The organism is Streptomyces sp. HNM0574 (assembly GCF_012726235.1).
Lineage (GTDB): Bacteria > Actinomycetota > Actinomycetes > Streptomycetales > Streptomycetaceae > Streptomyces.
In genome coordinates this window covers 166,918-181,434 of sequence record NZ_JAASAH010000004.1, presented here as the reverse complement: position 1 = coordinate 181,434, position 14,517 = coordinate 166,918, and the positions used below count along the sequence as shown (strand labels likewise).

Sequence of the window (14,517 nt, the reverse complement as noted above, 5' to 3'; positions counted from 1 at the left end):
GCTGGTGCGGTGGTGCGGGTGCCGTGGTCGGGCCGTGCCCGCGGCGCGGGGCGGCCGGGTCAGTCGATCGAGCGCCAGATGTGCGGCTCGGGCTCGGCGCCGTCCTCGTCGTCCGTGCCCGCCAGCACCAGGGGTGCGCCCGCGACGTCGGTGAACGGGCCGAGGTACCGGCCGAAGAACCGGTCCGCGTCCTGGGCCGGGTGATCGGGCGCCGCTGCCATGGGGCTCATCTCGTGTCAACTCCCTTGTGGGTACGTACTTCCACGAGGATTCTTGCCGGGTACACCGGCAGGGCGCAGCACTCCACGGAAGATCGGCACGGGGTGCAGCACATCTGCGCAGGTCATCCAAGTGGCGGAGGACAAACTCGGCACGGGAGGTCGCCGCAGGGGTGACCGTTTGTCTCACAGTGCGAGAACGACGGTCGCCGCCGTGGTGGCCGCGACGGCCGTGACGAGGCCGGTGAGGACGAAGCGCAGCGGCCGCACCGTCGTCCCGTGCCGGCGGCAGCGCTCCCACCACAGCAGCGTCGCCAGCGAGGCCCAGGGCGCGACGAGCGGGCCCGCGTTCGTGCCGATCAGCAGCGCCGCCAGCTGCTCGTGCGCCCCGGCGGGCAGGGCCGCCTCGCCCGCCAGGTAGACCGGCAGGTTGTTCAGCGCGTTCGACAGCACCGCGCCGGTGCCCGCCGTCCGCAGCAGCTCGGACAGTCCGGGGGAGGCCCCGCCGGTGTCCAGGACGGCGGCCAGCAGCCCGTGCAGACCGGCCGCGTTCACCGTTTCCACGACCAGCAGCAGGCCCGGTACGAGCACCAGCAGTCGCCACGGCACCAGCGAGGGCCGCAGCGGTGCCGGGTCGCGCACCGCGAACACCGCCAGCACGAGCAGCGCGGCCCCCGACGAGGCCGCCCACAGCGGGACGTCGGCCACCAGCGTCGCCACCAGGAAGCCCGCGCACGCGGCCGCGCACACCCGGAACAGCACCGGGTCGGCGGGCCGCGGCCGCGCGGGCGGCACGTACCGCGGCGGGCGCGCATCGCGCAGGGCCTTCGCGCCCGGGCGCCAGGAGAAGAACCACAGGCACAGCGCCGTCGCCGCGACCGCCGCCAGCTGGGGCGCCGCCATCAGGGCCGCCATCTCGCGGGGTGCGAGGCCGAGCCGGTCGGCGGCCAGCAGGTTCGTCAGGTTCGACACCGGGAGCAGCAGGCTCGCGGTGTTCGCCAGCCACACCGTCGTCATCGCCAGCGGGAGCTGCGGCAGGCCCACCCGGTCGGCGAGCGACAGCATGACGGGGGTGAGCAGCACCGCCGTGGTGTCCAGGTTCAGCGCCGCCGTCGTCACGGAAGCGAACGCGACGCACAGCACGAACAGCAGCCCGTACCGGCCCCGGCCCAGCCGGGCCACGGCCGTCGCCACGGCGTCGAACACCCCGGCGCGGCCGGTGAGTTCGGCCAGCACGATCACCGATCCCAGGAACACCAGCAGCGGTGCGATGCGGGTCACGGCGGCGGAGGCGGCAGCGGCGGGCAGCAGCCCGGCGCCGACGCAGAGCAGCCCGCACGCGAGCAGTCCGGCGGCCAGCCGGTCGAGGGGACGCAGACGCGTGAGGACGTGCACGCCCGACAGGTTCGCACATGCGTTCAGGTCCGCCGGGCCCGGTACGGCCCGCCGGGAACGGGCGGGAACCGGTTCGCGGGTGCCTCCGTCCCAGGGGCGACGCTGGGAGGCAGATCATGCGACGAGAGAACATCCGCCGGAGGGCGCCGCTCGCCCTCACCACCACGCTGCTCGCTGCTGTGGCACTGACCGCGTCCGGATGCGCGGGCGGCGGCGGCCAGACCGTCAGCACGGACGACAAGCCGCGGACGCCGTTCGAGAAGCGCGCGGAACAGCTCGCTCAGGACTGGCCCGAGGCGAAGCCGCTGAAGAAGCGGGACACGTCCATGCTGCCGGCGCAGGGCGCACGTCCCGCCGGTGACAAGGACGCCGAGGCCGTCACCGTGACCGTCGGACACAGCGCCTGCGACAAGGACTTCGGGGCGCACGTGCGGGAGTCGGGCGACCTCGTGGTCGTCGCGGGCTGGGCGAAGAAGGAGGACGGGGTCGGCGCCTGCACCGGGCAGCTGATCACCGACAAGGTGAAGGTCAAGCTGGACCGGAAGCTCGGCGACCGGTCCCTGGTCGACGCCGCCACCGGCAAGGTCCTCAAGGGCTGACCGCTTCCGTGTCCCCGCGCCCATGCACGGCGCGGGGACACGCGCGTGTCCGGTCAGTCGATGCCGCGGCAGATGTGCCGCTCGGCCGGATCCTCCTCGCCCTCGGCGCCCGGCAGACGCGGCACCGGCGCGTCCGGGAGGGGGCCGGACCGCTGCTCCTCGGGGGAGGGCTGCTCGGCTGCGCTCGTCACACTGCTCAACGCTCGTCAACTCCCTGGCGGTGACGCCGAAGAGACGGCCCGGAACGGCAGGCCGGGCCGTACGGCAGCGGCGTCGGACGGAATGAGCCGCACATCCGCGGTACCGACGATTCTCGCTCCGTACCGGCCCGGCCGCAGCCCGGAGCCGTCCGGGCCCTCAGCTCTCCCACGCCGCGTGCAGGAAGTCCCGGACCAGCGGGCCCACCGTGTCCGGGGCCTGGAGGTGGAGCATGTGTCCTGTGCCCGCGACCTCGGCCGTCCGGACGGGGCCCCGCGCGGCGCGGAGCGCGGCGAACTCGCGGCCGATGCCCAGGAGCAGCGACTCGGTCAACTCGCGGTACTCCTCCGGCAGATGCTCCGTCGGCGGCGGATTCGCGCCCCGTACCAGCAGCGCCGGGCGGCCGCCGAGGGCGCGCAGCTCGGTGAAGACGCTCCACCCGAGCAGCGGCGCCACCAGCGCGGGCTGCTCCGAGGGCGCGGGCTTGCGCCGGACACCGCCGGGTACCGGCTCGCGGGCGCGGCGGGCGGTGGCGCGTTCCCGTTCCGGATCGACGCCGAGCGCGGTGGCCCGCTGCCCGGCCTGCGCGTCGAGGGTGGCGGTGTACGCCTCGTCGACGACGTCCGGGCCGAGCGCGGCGGCCAGTTCGGCGACCTGCCGCCGCATCCGCCGCTCCGTCTCCTCGGGGGACAGCCCGGGGTGCGTGCCGGGGAGGCTGCCGCCGAAACCGTCGAGGTCGACGGCGCCGGGGCAGGACGGGGTCCGCGCCGCGTGGCACACGGCGAGCATCCCGCCCAGCGAATGCCCCACGACGAAGGGGGAGTCGAGGCCCGTCGCGGCGATCACCGCGTCCAGGTCGGCGAGATGGGCGTCCCAGCTGTAGTCGCCGTCGCCCGGGCTCGCCGAACGCCCGTGCCCCCGCAGGTCGTAGGCGACCGTGCGGAACCCGGACAGGTGGGGGAGGAGCGGCTCCCAGTCCAGCAGCGTGCGGTTGCCGCCGTGGCACAGCACGACGTCCGGGCCGTCCCCGTGGCCGTCCACCACGGCGATCGGCCCCGCGGGCCCGGCAATCTCGGTCTCGGTAGCGTCCATCGCCGGGATCCTCACACGCCGGTGCTCCGGCCGCGACCGCATTTCGGGCGGTCGCGGCCGGAGCAACCCGCGGCGCGGGCAGGGCGGTTGGGAGCCCCGCCCCGAGGGGGGCGCCGGGTCCGTTCAGCCGAGGGTCTGGGCGAGGACGGCCACGCCCGTCGAGCAGACGATGACGAACAGCAGCGGCACCCGGCGCGTCGCCGCCAGCGCCAGCGCCGTCACCGCGGCGGCGGGCGCGACCCAGGGCGAGCCGCCGTCGGAGACGAACGCACCCGGCACGATCAGCGCGGTGAGCACCCCGAGTGGAACGGCCCGCAGCCAGTCCGGGGCGGTGGGCGCCGCGCCCTCCCCGGGCGGGGCGTCCGCGTGCTCCCGCGCGGCGCCCGCGCGGATCAGTAAGGGCAGGGCACGGAAGGCCAGGGTGACCAGGGCCATCCCCACCACGACCGTCATCGGGCTCATGCGTGCTCCTCCGACTCGCGCCGTGCCGACGCCCGCCGCGCCGCGCCCTGCCGCGGTACGTCCCGCCGTACGCCCGGAACCCGGCGGAGCGCCAGGACGCAGCACGGGGCGACGGCCATGGCGGCCAGAACTCCCATGGTGTCGTTGCCCGTTGCCGCCGTCGCGGCCCAGGACGCGGCGGCCGACAGCAGACAGACCGCCGCGTTCGAGGCGCTCGCCAGGGCCTGCGGCAGGACGAGGGCGATCAGCAGCGCGTACAGCGAGGTGTTCAGCGCCGGCAGCAGATCCTCGGGGATGACCCGGGCCAGCTGGATGCCCAGTGCCGTGCACCCCAGGGTGACGAGGTACGGCGGGATCTCCAGCCCCAGCAGGTACGAGGCGGTCAGCTTGCGGCGCGGGTCCTTGCCCATCAGGCCGACCGCGTAGACCTCCTCCGTGAGGCCGAAGCCCAGCAGTGCCCGCGTCGCCCGCGAGATCCCCGGCGCGAGCTGGTAGCGGAAGCTCGCGGCCAGCAGCGCGTAGCGCAGGTTGACCAGGGTGATGCTCAGCAGGATCACCGGTGCCGCGGCGCCGGCGGCGAGCATCTTCGCGCCGATGAACTGGCTGGCCCCCGCGTACACCAGGGCCGACAGCGCGAAGACCACGGCCGGGTCGAGGCCGAGCCCGCTGCCGACCAGGCCGAAGGTCAGACAGGCGGGCAGGTAACCGAGGACCACGGGCAGCGCATCCGTCAGCCCGGCCCGGAAGTCGGCGCCCGCTGCCGGGGGCGCCGCCGTCCCGGCCGTCACCCCGCGCCCTCCCTCGTGCTGAGCACCCCGCCGCCCAGGGTGCGCACGCCCTCGACGAGCGGCCGCGGCGTCAGGCGGCCCAGCGCCTCGACGAGTTCGCCGAGCGCGGCGGCCACGTCGTCCCCGGCGCCGGGGTGCACGCCCTCGACGGTGAGCAGGACGGGGCGGGCCGGGCCCGGCATCGTCGCGATGCCGTGGCTCTGCCGCCAGTTCCAGCGGCGGGAGTGCGCGCCGCCCTCGGCGTCGGCGTAGATCACCTCGCCGGGGGACGGGTGCTCGGGGGTGTCGGGGGAGCCGAGAGGGAGATACCGCTCCGAGCCGTCGGCGCGGCGGACCGCGAGCGGCCCCGTGATCTCCGCCAGGCTGCACGCGGCCACCGGCAGGGCGTGCCGGAGCGATACCGCGTTGCACAGGTCGACCAGGGTGTTGATCCGGGGAAGTGCGCCGCTTTTCGCGACCCGGCGCAGCAGGGATTCCGCGGCGCAGGGATAGCGCGAGGCGCTCGTCCCGCATTCCGTGTACGCCGCGCGCCAGGCGGCGATCGACGGCAGTTCCGCGATGTCGCCGCGGGTGAATGCACGGGATTTCACGTCGAGTTCGGCGCGGGTCAGCAGCTCGTCCGCGTACGGGTCGGAAGCGGTCACTTCCGCCTGCGGGAGCCGGACGACTCCGAGCCGGTAGCCGGGGACGGTGGAAACCACGTCGGGCGAGATCTCCACCTCGTGACGCCAGGTGGTGGGCGCCGGATCGGTACGTGTCACCGCGGAAGTTCTCCCTGCTCGCCAAGTGTTTCGTGAGCCGTTCCCGGAAGGCCGGGACGGCCTGTGGCAAGCACACTAGGGACCGGCCGCACGCCGGGAAATGTCCAATCGGGGGGCGGATACGGAAACCAATCCGGAGCGGGAGTCCGGCACCCCGCCGCAGGATCACCGGACCCCGGCGGCCTCCGCGAGGCGGGCGATGCCTTCGGGGATGCGCTCGGTCGGCAGGCAGGCGTACCCGAGCAGGAACGAGGGGTCGGCCGGCGGGTTCTCGGTGAAGTAGTCCGAGGCGGGATAGACGCGCACCCCGCGCCGCAGCGCCTCCCGGGCGATCTCCTCCTCGGAGAGGCCGGTGTCCAGCAGGCTCACCAGGACGTGCAGCCCCGCCGCCTCCCCGGAGATCCGCACCCCGCCGCCGAACCGGCCGTAGAGCGCCTCCAGCAGGGCACGCCGGCGCTGCCGGTAGAGCCTGCGCATTCTGCCGATGTGCCGCGCGTACGACCCGTCGCTCAGGAATTGCGCGAGCGCCTCCTGTTCGACGGACGGGGAAAGCCGGTCGGCGATCCACTTGATGCCGAGGAACTCGCGCACCAACTCGTGCGGAACGACCGCGAATCCGATTCGGAGCGCCGGGAAGAGCGTTTTGCTGAACGTGCCCACATAGATGACACGTCCGCTCTCGTCACCACTGGCCAGAGCGGACATGTTCTCCTCGGTGAAGGTGAACTCGTTGTGGTAATCGTCCTCCACGATGTAGGCCTCGTGCAGCGACGCCCATTCCCTGAGTGCGTGACGCCGCCGACGGGACATCACCACACCGGTCGGGAACTGGTGCGACGGCGTCACATACACCAGACGCACCCGGGCCGGATCGATTCCCGACGCGCGCAGCCGCGGGGTGATGTCGTCGACCCGCATTCCCTCGCCGTCCACCGGAACGGAAACCACCCGGCCGTCCGAGACGCCGAAAATCTGCCGCAGCACGAGATGGCAGGGATCCTCGACGAGGACCACATCGTCCTTCCGCACCAGCAGTCGCACCAGGATGTCCAGCGCCTGGGTCGCGCCCGTGGTCATCAGTACCTGCGCCGGATCGCACACCATGGCCCGGCTGTGCCCCAGCATCCGGGCGACCTCCACGCGCAGCGCGTGCGCCCCCTCCGCCGGGCCGTAGTCGAGCGAGGAACTCGTCACCCGCGCGTACGCGTCCTGCACGGCCTTCCGCCAGGCCGACACCGGGAAATCCTGGAGCGAAGGACTTCCGTGCCGGAAATCCGCGAAGACCCTCTCGGACACCAGGGAGCTCTCGCGTACGGCCCCGGGGCCGCGCCACAGCCGCGAATCCCCCGACACGACCAGCGGCAGCACAGGATCAACTGCCGCTCCCGCGGCAGGAGAAGGCACGGAAACCGCCGAGGCCGCCGTTTCACTGATCCGCGTACCGGAACCCCTCCGCGCCTCCAGATACCCCTCCGCGTGCAGATGCTCGTACGCCTTGACCACGACCGTACGGGAGACGTTCAGCTGTTCCGCGAGCGCGCGGGACGGGGGCAGCGCGTCCCCTCCCCGCAGCCGCCCTTCCTGTACCGCCCGCACGATCTGCCGGCACACCTGCTGATACAGCGAAAGCGAACCCTCGCGTTCCACGTGCAGACAGAGATACGGAGTTGGCATCTTTCCCCCCTGGTCGATCCACGCGCCCGGCCGTGATGCTCCCCTGTCCTCCCGCGGCGGCCACACCACGTCTCACATTCCGGCCCCCTCCCGGAGAGCGGCGCCGCAAAGTCCAACTGCCGCCCGTCCTTTGTCCATGGGCACGGCCGCCCCCGCTGCCGCACCCTGACCGGCACCGGAGCACCGCGGGTGCGACGCCTGGACCAGGAGGAGCGGAGATGACGGAGCAGCCCCGGAGGACAGCGCCGGAAGCCGAACCGGAACCGGCGCACACCGATCCCGCGCGGCGGTCCGTCGTCGCCGCCGGGGCCATCGCCGGTGCCGGGGCGGCGCTCGGACTCGGCGGCACGGCCCGGGCCGCCGTGCCGCACCCCTCCGGCGAGACGGTGCTCCGCTCCGGGGAGCTCGACGTCCACGTCGACACCCGTTTCCCGCGCGTCATCCGCTACGTCCACCGCGCCACCGGCGCCCGGCTGCACGGCCAGCAGCGGCCCGTCACCACGCTCCTCGTCGACGGCGAGACCCGCACCCCGCACGTCACCAGCGAGGTCACCGGGCCCGACCGCATCGCCTACACCCTCACCCTCGGCCCCGAGACCGGAACCGGAACCGGAACCGAGATCGGCGCCGAGATCCGCGTCGAGGGCGACACCGTCCGCTGGCGCCTCACCCGCGTCGACGACCACGCCGGCGCCCCGCGCGTCGGCACCCTCCGCATCCCCGGGCTCGCCTTCCTCGCCGTACGCGACGACCAGCCCGGAGCCGAACTGCACGCCGCCCGCGTCGAGATCGACAAGAACGGCAGCGGCGACACCGTCGTACGCCCCGCCGACGCACCCCCCACCGAACCCCGCGGCTGCGCCTACGCCGTCGTCGCCACCCGCGAACTCGCCGCCGCCCTCGACACCAACACCAGCTGGGACAAGCCCACCCAGGACAACGGCGCCACCTGGGAGAACGGCCGGCTGTGGCACCGCACCACCCGCGAGGACGGCCACGTCACCACCGCCGTCGCCTGCGGCGAGTGGACCCACCGCGCCGACACCGCAGCCGAGGACGACACCGAACCTCTCCCGTACGTCACCGTCGTCGTCACCCGGGACCGCAACGGCGACGGCACCGTCGACTGGCAGGACGCCGCGATCGCCCTGCGCGGCATCCTCACCCCGCCGCCCGGCGGCGACGAACAGCACCTCCGCGTCGTCCCGCACATCCCGTTCAACTTCGCCAGCCAGGCCACCAACCCGTTCCTCGCCACCCTCGACGAGATCAAACGGATCAGCCTCGCCACCGCCGGACTGCGCCAGTACACCCTGCTCAAGGGCTACCAGTCGGAAGGCCACGACTCTGCCCACCCCGACTACGCGGGCAACCACAACCGGCGCGCCGGCGGACTGGCAGACCTCAACACCCTGCTGCGCGCCGGGAAACGCTGGAACACCGACTTCGCCGTGCACGTCAACGCCACCGAGTCCTACCCCGTCGCGCACGCCTTCTCCGAGACCCTCGTCGACGTCACCGACGAACAGTGGGACTGGCTCGACCAGAGCTACCGCATCGACCAGCGCCGCGACCTCGTCTCCGGCGACATCGTCCGCCGCTTCCGCGACCTGCGCGCGGAGACCGACGAGGCCCTCGACACCCTCTACCTCGACGTCTTCCGCGAATCCGGCTGGACCTCCGACCGGCTCCAGCGCGAACTGCGTGCCCAGGGCTGGCGTCTCACCACCGAATGGGGCCACGGACTGGAACGCTCCGCGATCTGGTCCCACTGGGCCACCGAGACCGACTACGGCGCCGACGACTCCCGAGGCGTCAACTCCCGCCTCATCCGCTTCCTGCACCACCACCACAAGGACGTCTTCGCCGACAAGTGGCCCACCCTCCTCGGCATCCCCCGCATGGGCAACTACGAGGGCTGGACGGGCAAGACCGACTGGGCCGCCTTCTACGAGCTGATCTGGCGCCACAGCCTCCCCGCCAAGTACCTCCAGGCCCACCCCATCCGCACCTGGACGGCCCACGAGATCACCTTCTTCGGCGAGACAGCCACCGCCGTCACCGACACCGGCGGCACCCGCCGCATCACCACCGACGGCCGCCTCGTCTACCAGGCCGGCGCCTACCTGCTGCCCTGGGAACCCCGCCGGGCCCGCGACCCCGACCGGCTCTACCACTACAACCCCGAGGGCGGACGCACGAGTTGGCGGCTCCCCGCGGGCTGGGCCGACGCCACCACCCTCACCCGCCACCGCCTCACCGGCACCGGCCCCGCCGACCCCACCACCCTCCGCGTCACCGACGGCCGCGTCACCCTCGACGCCGCACCCGGCACCCCGTACGTCCTGCACCGCGCACCCCGTCCCGCCCCGGCACCCGACTGGGGCGAGGGCACCCCGCTGGCCGACCCCGGATTCCACTCCGGCACCCTCGACGCCTGGCAGGTGGAAGGACCGTCCGACGCCGTCGCGGTGACCGACGACGAGCGGGGCGTCCCCGAACTCGTCGTCACCGGCGCCGCGGCCGTCACCGTCAGCCAGCGCCTGAGCCGCCTGCGGCCCGGCACCTACACCGCGTCCGTCCAGATCGAGGTCGGCGCCCGCGCCGGACAGCGCCGCCGCGCGGCACTCGCCGTCCGCACCGCCGACGGCGTCACCGCGGAGAACTGGACGGAGACCTCCACCGCCGCCAACCACGTCGCCGCCGACCGCAAGCACGGCACCCGCCACCAGCGCGTGTTCACCCCCTTCACCGTCCCCGAGAACGGCGGACCCGTCACCCTCTCGCTGCGCACCGACGCCGGGAAGCCCCGCGTCCGCTTCGCCGCCGTCCGCGTCGCCGCGGGCCCGCACCGCACACCGGGACCCGAAGACGCCCTGGTCCACGAGGACTTCGAGCACGTACCGCAGGGCTGGGGCCCCTTCGTCAAGGGCGACGCGGGCGGCGTCACCGACCCGCGCACCCACATCGCCCAGCGGAACGCGCCGTACACCCAGCGCGGCTGGCAGGGCAAGGCGATCGACGACGTCGTCGACGGCGGCCAGTCCCTCAAGTCACGCGGCGAGAACACCGGCCTCGTCCACCGCACCGTCCCGCACACCGTCCGCTTCCGGCCGGGCCGCCGCTACCGCGTCACCTTCCGTTACGAGAACGAGAAAGCCGGACAGTACGCCTGGATCACCGCCGTCGACACACCCGAGGCCCGCGAACTCAGCCGCACCCCGCTGCCCGCCGCCACCGAACCCACCCGCCACACCTACACCTTCACCGCCCCCGCCGACGGCGAGACCTGGGTCGGCCTGCGCAAGACCGGCGACGACACCAAGGCCGAGTTCGTCCTCGACACCTTCACCGTCACCGAACTCGACTGACCCCGACGGCCGGAACGCTCACCAACCCGGTTGATCGTTCCGGCCGTTGAGCCGTGGTGCCCGCGCCCCGCCGCCCGTACGCTGCCTCCCGAGGGCACCGGACCAGCACCGAGGGGAGCAGCGGGCCGTGGGGCAGCCGAACCCGAGAACACCCGCCACCACGCACACGGACACACCAGGCGCGGACGCGCCCCCACGCACCGCACGCGCCCGCTACCGCAGCTGGATGCGGTACTTCACCCCGGGCCCCGTGCACCACCGCCTCGGACTCGTCTGCCTCGGCGTCGGCCTCCAGCACGGCGCCCTCCCCGCCGTCGGCCCCCGCACCCTCGACCACCACGTCGCCGTCGTCATCAGCGCCGGCAGCGGCTGGTTCCGCACCACCGACGGCCGCGTCCACCAGGTACAGGCCCCGGCCCTGCTCTGGCTCACCCCCCACACCGTCCACCACTACGGCGCCGCCCCCGAAGGCTGGGACGAGGGCTTCGCCGCCTTCACCGGCTCCGCCGTCGCCGCCTACACCGAACTCGGCTGCATCGAGCCCGAACGCCCCGTCGTCCCCCTCACCGACGCCGGGCCCGCCCGCGCCGCCATCGGCCGCATCGCCCGCGCCGCCCGGCACGGCAACCCGCTGCTCGACATCGAGGCCGCCTCCGCCGCTCACGAACTCCTCGTCGCCCTGCGCCGCACCCGCGCCGACACCACCCCCGACGGCGCCCCCGTCCTCCAGGCCCTCGCCCGCGACGCCTTCCTTCCGCTGTCCGTCACCGACCTCGCCGCCCGCTACGGCATGACCCCCGCCGCCCTCCGCACCGCCGTACGCCGCAGCGCCGGATGCAGCCCCAAGGACCACCTGCTCGCCATCCGCCTCGGCCGCGCGAAGGAACTCCTCGCCGCGACCGACCTGCCCGTCGCCGCCATAGCCCGCCGCGTCGGCTACGACGATCCGGCCTATTTCTCCCGCCTGTTCACCCGCCGCGTCGGCATCGCCCCCGTCCGCTTCCGCGCCCAGCAGAGCACCGCGGTGCCCGGTGGCTGGAGCGACCGCGTCCCCGACCCCGACCACCCGCCGACCCTCCGCACCGGACCGGCCGCACCCGTACGCGCCGGTCACAACTGACCGGAAGGCGTCCCCACCGCGCACGGCACCCCGCCCGGTGTCGTACGCTGTCCCGCCGCCCGCGCGGCGGCACCCGCACCGAGAACACCGACACCGACGGGGAAGCACACGCACATGGCAGCCACCGACACCCCCGGAACCGACCACTCCGCCACCGCGGGTGCCGCACCCGCCGGCGACAGCGCCGTCGACGCATCCGTACGGGCCGAACTCGGCGCCCTCCGCGACAGCATCGACAACATCGACGCCGCCGTCGTCCACATGCTCGCCGAACGCTTCAAGTGCACCCAGCGCGTCGGACGCCTCAAGGCCGAACACGAACTGCCCCCGGCCGACCCTGCCCGCGAGGCCCGGCAGATCGCCCGGCTGCGCGGCCTCGCCGAAAGCGCCAAGCTCGACCCGGCGTTCGCCGAGAAGCTCCTCAACTTCATCATCGCCGAGGTCATCCGCCACCACGAGACCATCGCCGAGGGCAACGACCCCAGCTGACGGGCGTCCTAGGAGCCGGGCGCCGCGGGGGAGTCGTCCTCACCGATGTGGTGCACCCGCACCAGATTGGTGAAGCCCGGCACCCCGGGCGGCGAACCCGCGGTGATCACCACCAGATCGCCCTTCTCGCAGCGCCCCAGCTTCAGCAACTGCTCGTCGACCTGGTCCACCATCTCGTCCGTCGTCGCCACCGTCGGCCCCAGGAACGACTCCACACCCCACGTCAGGCACAACTGCGCCCGCGTCTGCGGATCCGGCGTGAACGCCAGCAGCGGAACCGGCGACCGGTACCGCGACAGCCGCCGCACCGTGTCCCCCGACTGCGAGAACGCCACCAGGAACCGCGCCCCCAGGAAATCCCCCATCTCCGCCGCGGCCCGCGCCACCGCACCACCCTGCGTACGCGGCTTCCCCTGCTCCGACAGCGGCGTCAGCCCCTTCGCGAGCATGTCCCGCTCCGCCGCCTCGACGATCCGGCTCATCGTCCGCACCGTCTCCACCGGATACTTGCCGACGCTCGTCTCACCCGACAGCATCACCGCGTCCGTGCCGTCCATCACCGCGTTCGCGACGTCCGAGACCTCCGCACGCGTCGGACGCGACGCGTCGATCATCGAATCCAGCATCTGCGTCGCCACGATCACCGGCTTCGCCATCCGGCGGCACAGCTTCACCGCCCGCTTCTGCACCAGCGGCACCGACTCCAGCGGCATCTCCACACCCAGATCACCGCGCGCCACCATCACCCCGTCGAACGCGGCGACGATCGACTCCAGCGCATCCACCGCCTGCGGCTTCTCCAGCTTCGCGAGGACCGGCAGCCGCCGCCCCTCCTCGTCCATCACCCGGTGCACTTCCCGCACATCCGCGCCACTGCGCACGAAGGACAGCGCGATCACATCGGCGCCCGCACGCAGCGCCCAGCGCAGATCCGTCACGTCCTTCTCCGACAGCGCGGGCACCGACACCGCGACCCCCGGCAGATTGAGCCCCTTGTGATCCGAGACCAGACCGCCCTCGACCACCAGCGTCCGCACCAGCGGCCCCTCGACCGACGTCACCTCCAGCGACACCCGGCCGTCGTCCACCAGGATCCGCTCCCCGGGCGAGACATCGGCCGCGAGCCCCTCGTACGTCGTCCCGCAGCCCGTCCGGTCGCCCTCGCGCGGCGTCACCGACAGCGTGAACTCATCGCCGCGTTCAAGGAGTACCGGCCCCTCACGGAAACGGCCCAGACGGATCTTCGGACCTTGAAGATCCGCCAGCACCCCGACGCTGCGCCCCGCGCGCTCCGAGGCAGCCCGCACCCGGAGCAGCCGCTCCTCGTGCTCGGCGTGCGAACCATGGCTCATGTTGAAGCGGGCCACATCCATACCGGCCTCGACGAGTGCCATGATCTGCTCGTACGAGTCGGTCGCCGGACCCAGCGTGGAAACGATCCTTGCGCGGCGCATACCGCCGACCCTAGGGCTTACCCATCGGTAGAAGGCAGCCTCCCGATGACTCGCCAACGTCTTTTCCCTGAAGGGCCGTTGACAACTACTGAACTGCGCACCCACCCGCTCGCATGAGCACCGCGGCACCCGCCGCGCGCCCCCTCACCTCACAACTCCGGCGCCGTCATCACGAACCGCGCGTTCACCTGCGCCTGCACCGTCTGCACCTGCGGCTCCAGATCCAGCTCCGGCACACCACCCGGCGCCGCCGGACCCCCGTACGCGGCCGCCCGCAACGCCCCCGGAGGCGGCGGCCCCGGCGGCAGCCCGCCCTCCGCACCCAGATCCGCCAGCTCCACCAACGCCACCAGCCGCGCCCCCAACGCCCCCGCGTACTCCCGCGCCCGCGTCACCGCCTCCCGCACCGCCTGCTGCCGCGCCTCACGATGCGCCGGCGAATCCGGACGCAGCGACCACCGCGGCCCCTCCACCCGCGTCATCTCCAGCTCCGCCAACCGCGCCGTCAACTCACCCAGCACCGTGAAGTCCCCCACCACAGCGGCCACATGAACCCGCCCGTGATACGTCCGCACCCGCTCCCGGCGCCCCTTCTCCGCCAGCTCCGGCGTCACACTGAACGCACCCGTGGACAGCTTCTCCACCGCCTCCCCGTACCCCCGCAACAACTCCAGCACCTGCGCATTCCGCCGCGACAACGCCTCCAGCGCATCCCGCCGGTCCGACCCCCGCGCACTCACCGTCACCCCGATCCGGGCGATCTCCGGATCGAACTCCAGCCGCGCCTCACCCCGCACCGCCACCCGCGGCGCCTCCGGCGTCCCGAACGCCGCCGGCACCCCGTCCGCACCCTGCCCGTTCACGCCCGAACCACCCGAAGTCGTCGTCATACGGCC

At 73.4% G+C, this 14,517-nt stretch carries 14 protein-coding genes; 4 read left to right on the top strand and 10 right to left on the bottom strand.

Annotation, left to right across the window (positions count from 1 at the left end; all coding sequences use genetic code 11):
* Nucleotides 1–59: 59 nt before the first annotated feature.
* Entirely contained in the window at nt 60–230 is a 171-nt protein-coding gene (locus tag HCC30_RS09830) for a hypothetical protein (protein ID WP_169442038.1), read from the bottom strand.
* A gap of 174 nt (nt 231–404) precedes the next feature.
* Nucleotides 405–1,613, bottom strand: coding sequence for an SLC13 family permease (locus tag HCC30_RS09825; RefSeq protein WP_169442037.1), 1,209 nt, complete (start codon nt 1,611–1,613; stop codon nt 405–407).
* Between the two features lie 116 nt (nt 1,614–1,729).
* On the opposite strand from HCC30_RS09825, the gene HCC30_RS09820 reads away from it, so the two are divergent.
* Nucleotides 1,730–2,212 carry a hypothetical protein gene (locus HCC30_RS09820; RefSeq protein ID WP_169442036.1) on the top strand — a complete coding sequence of 161 codons (483 nt, stop codon included), beginning with the start codon at nt 1,730–1,732 and terminating at the stop codon, nt 2,210–2,212.
* A 53-nt stretch (nt 2,213–2,265) separates the two neighbouring features.
* On the opposite strand, the gene HCC30_RS09815 is transcribed toward HCC30_RS09820, so the two are convergent.
* The 6 genes from HCC30_RS09815 to HCC30_RS09790 form a co-directional block, all read right to left on the bottom strand.
* Complete coding sequence (locus tag HCC30_RS09815) at nt 2,266–2,412, bottom strand: hypothetical protein (RefSeq protein ID WP_169442035.1); 147 nt, start codon at nt 2,410–2,412, stop codon at nt 2,266–2,268.
* A gap of 157 nt (nt 2,413–2,569) precedes the next feature.
* Entirely contained in the window at nt 2,570–3,502 is a 933-nt protein-coding gene (locus HCC30_RS09810; protein ID WP_169442034.1) for an alpha/beta hydrolase, read from the bottom strand.
* 123 nt (nt 3,503–3,625) lie between these two features.
* Nucleotides 3,626–3,964 carry an AzlD domain-containing protein gene (locus tag HCC30_RS09805; protein ID WP_169442033.1) on the bottom strand — a complete coding sequence of 113 codons (339 nt, stop codon included), beginning with the start codon at nt 3,962–3,964 and terminating at the stop codon, nt 3,626–3,628.
* A complete protein-coding gene (locus HCC30_RS09800; RefSeq protein WP_169442032.1) occupies nt 3,961–4,752 on the bottom strand; it encodes an AzlC family ABC transporter permease in 792 nt (263 codons plus the stop codon). Before HCC30_RS09800 ends, HCC30_RS09805 begins: the two co-directional genes overlap by 4 nt.
* Complete coding sequence (locus HCC30_RS09795; protein ID WP_169442031.1) at nt 4,749–5,513, bottom strand: phenylalanine--tRNA ligase beta subunit-related protein; 765 nt, start codon at nt 5,511–5,513, stop codon at nt 4,749–4,751. Before HCC30_RS09795 ends, HCC30_RS09800 begins: the two co-directional genes overlap by 4 nt.
* Nucleotides 5,514–5,678: 165 nt before the next feature.
* Complete coding sequence (locus HCC30_RS09790) at nt 5,679–7,187, bottom strand: PLP-dependent aminotransferase family protein (RefSeq protein WP_169442030.1); 1,509 nt, start codon at nt 7,185–7,187, stop codon at nt 5,679–5,681.
* 218 nt (nt 7,188–7,405) lie between these two features.
* Here HCC30_RS09790 and HCC30_RS09785 point away from each other — a divergent pair, with 218 nt between their 5' ends.
* The 3 genes from HCC30_RS09785 to HCC30_RS09775 all read left to right on the top strand — a co-directional run bounded on the left by HCC30_RS09785 (nt 7,406) and on the right by HCC30_RS09775 (nt 12,167).
* The gene (locus HCC30_RS09785; protein WP_169442029.1) at nt 7,406–10,558 is read left to right on the top strand and encodes an endo-alpha-N-acetylgalactosaminidase family protein; all 3,153 of its coding nucleotides are present in this window, start codon (nt 7,406–7,408) and stop codon (nt 10,556–10,558) included.
* A 226-nt stretch (nt 10,559–10,784) separates the two neighbouring features.
* Complete coding sequence (locus tag HCC30_RS09780) at nt 10,785–11,678, top strand: AraC family transcriptional regulator (RefSeq protein ID WP_169442250.1); 894 nt, start codon at nt 10,785–10,787, stop codon at nt 11,676–11,678.
* A gap of 114 nt (nt 11,679–11,792) precedes the next feature.
* Entirely contained in the window at nt 11,793–12,167 is a 375-nt protein-coding gene (locus HCC30_RS09775) for a chorismate mutase (RefSeq protein WP_169442028.1), read from the top strand.
* 8 nt (nt 12,168–12,175) lie between these two features.
* Here HCC30_RS09775 and pyk read toward each other — a convergent pair whose 3' ends face one another.
* Together pyk and HCC30_RS09765 are read right to left on the bottom strand one after the other, a co-directional pair.
* The gene (pyk, locus tag HCC30_RS09770; protein WP_169442027.1) at nt 12,176–13,621 is read right to left on the bottom strand and encodes a pyruvate kinase; all 1,446 of its coding nucleotides are present in this window, start codon (nt 13,619–13,621) and stop codon (nt 12,176–12,178) included.
* 149 nt (nt 13,622–13,770) lie between these two features.
* Nucleotides 13,771–14,511, bottom strand: a complete 741-nt coding sequence (locus HCC30_RS09765; RefSeq protein WP_169442026.1) for an SIMPL domain-containing protein — start codon at nt 14,509–14,511, stop codon at nt 13,771–13,773.
* Nucleotides 14,512–14,517 lie beyond the last annotated feature (6 nt).

Excerpts from the sequence above, each read along its gene's own strand:
- HCC30_RS09830 (WP_169442038.1), bottom strand. The coding sequence starts at position 230 with ATGAGCCCCATGGCAGCGGCGCCCGATCACCCGGCCCAGGACGCGGAC.
- HCC30_RS09820 (WP_169442036.1), top strand. The coding sequence starts at position 1,730 with ATGCGACGAGAGAACATCCGCCGGAGGGCGCCGCTCGCCCTCACCACC.
- HCC30_RS09810 (WP_169442034.1), bottom strand. The coding sequence starts at position 3,502 with ATGGACGCTACCGAGACCGAGATTGCCGGGCCCGCGGGGCCGATCGCC.
- HCC30_RS09805 (WP_169442033.1), bottom strand. The coding sequence starts at position 3,964 with ATGAGCCCGATGACGGTCGTGGTGGGGATGGCCCTGGTCACCCTGGCC.
- HCC30_RS09790 (WP_169442030.1), bottom strand. The coding sequence starts at position 7,187 with ATGCCAACTCCGTATCTCTGTCTGCACGTGGAACGCGAGGGTTCGCTT.
- HCC30_RS09785 (WP_169442029.1), top strand. The coding sequence starts at position 7,406 with ATGACGGAGCAGCCCCGGAGGACAGCGCCGGAAGCCGAACCGGAACCG.
- HCC30_RS09780 (WP_169442250.1), top strand. The coding sequence starts at position 10,785 with ATGCGGTACTTCACCCCGGGCCCCGTGCACCACCGCCTCGGACTCGTC.
- HCC30_RS09775 (WP_169442028.1), top strand. The coding sequence starts at position 11,793 with ATGGCAGCCACCGACACCCCCGGAACCGACCACTCCGCCACCGCGGGT.
- pyk (WP_169442027.1), bottom strand. The coding sequence starts at position 13,621 with ATGCGCCGCGCAAGGATCGTTTCCACGCTGGGTCCGGCGACCGACTCG.
- HCC30_RS09765 (WP_169442026.1), bottom strand. The coding sequence starts at position 14,511 with ATGACGACGACTTCGGGTGGTTCGGGCGTGAACGGGCAGGGTGCGGAC.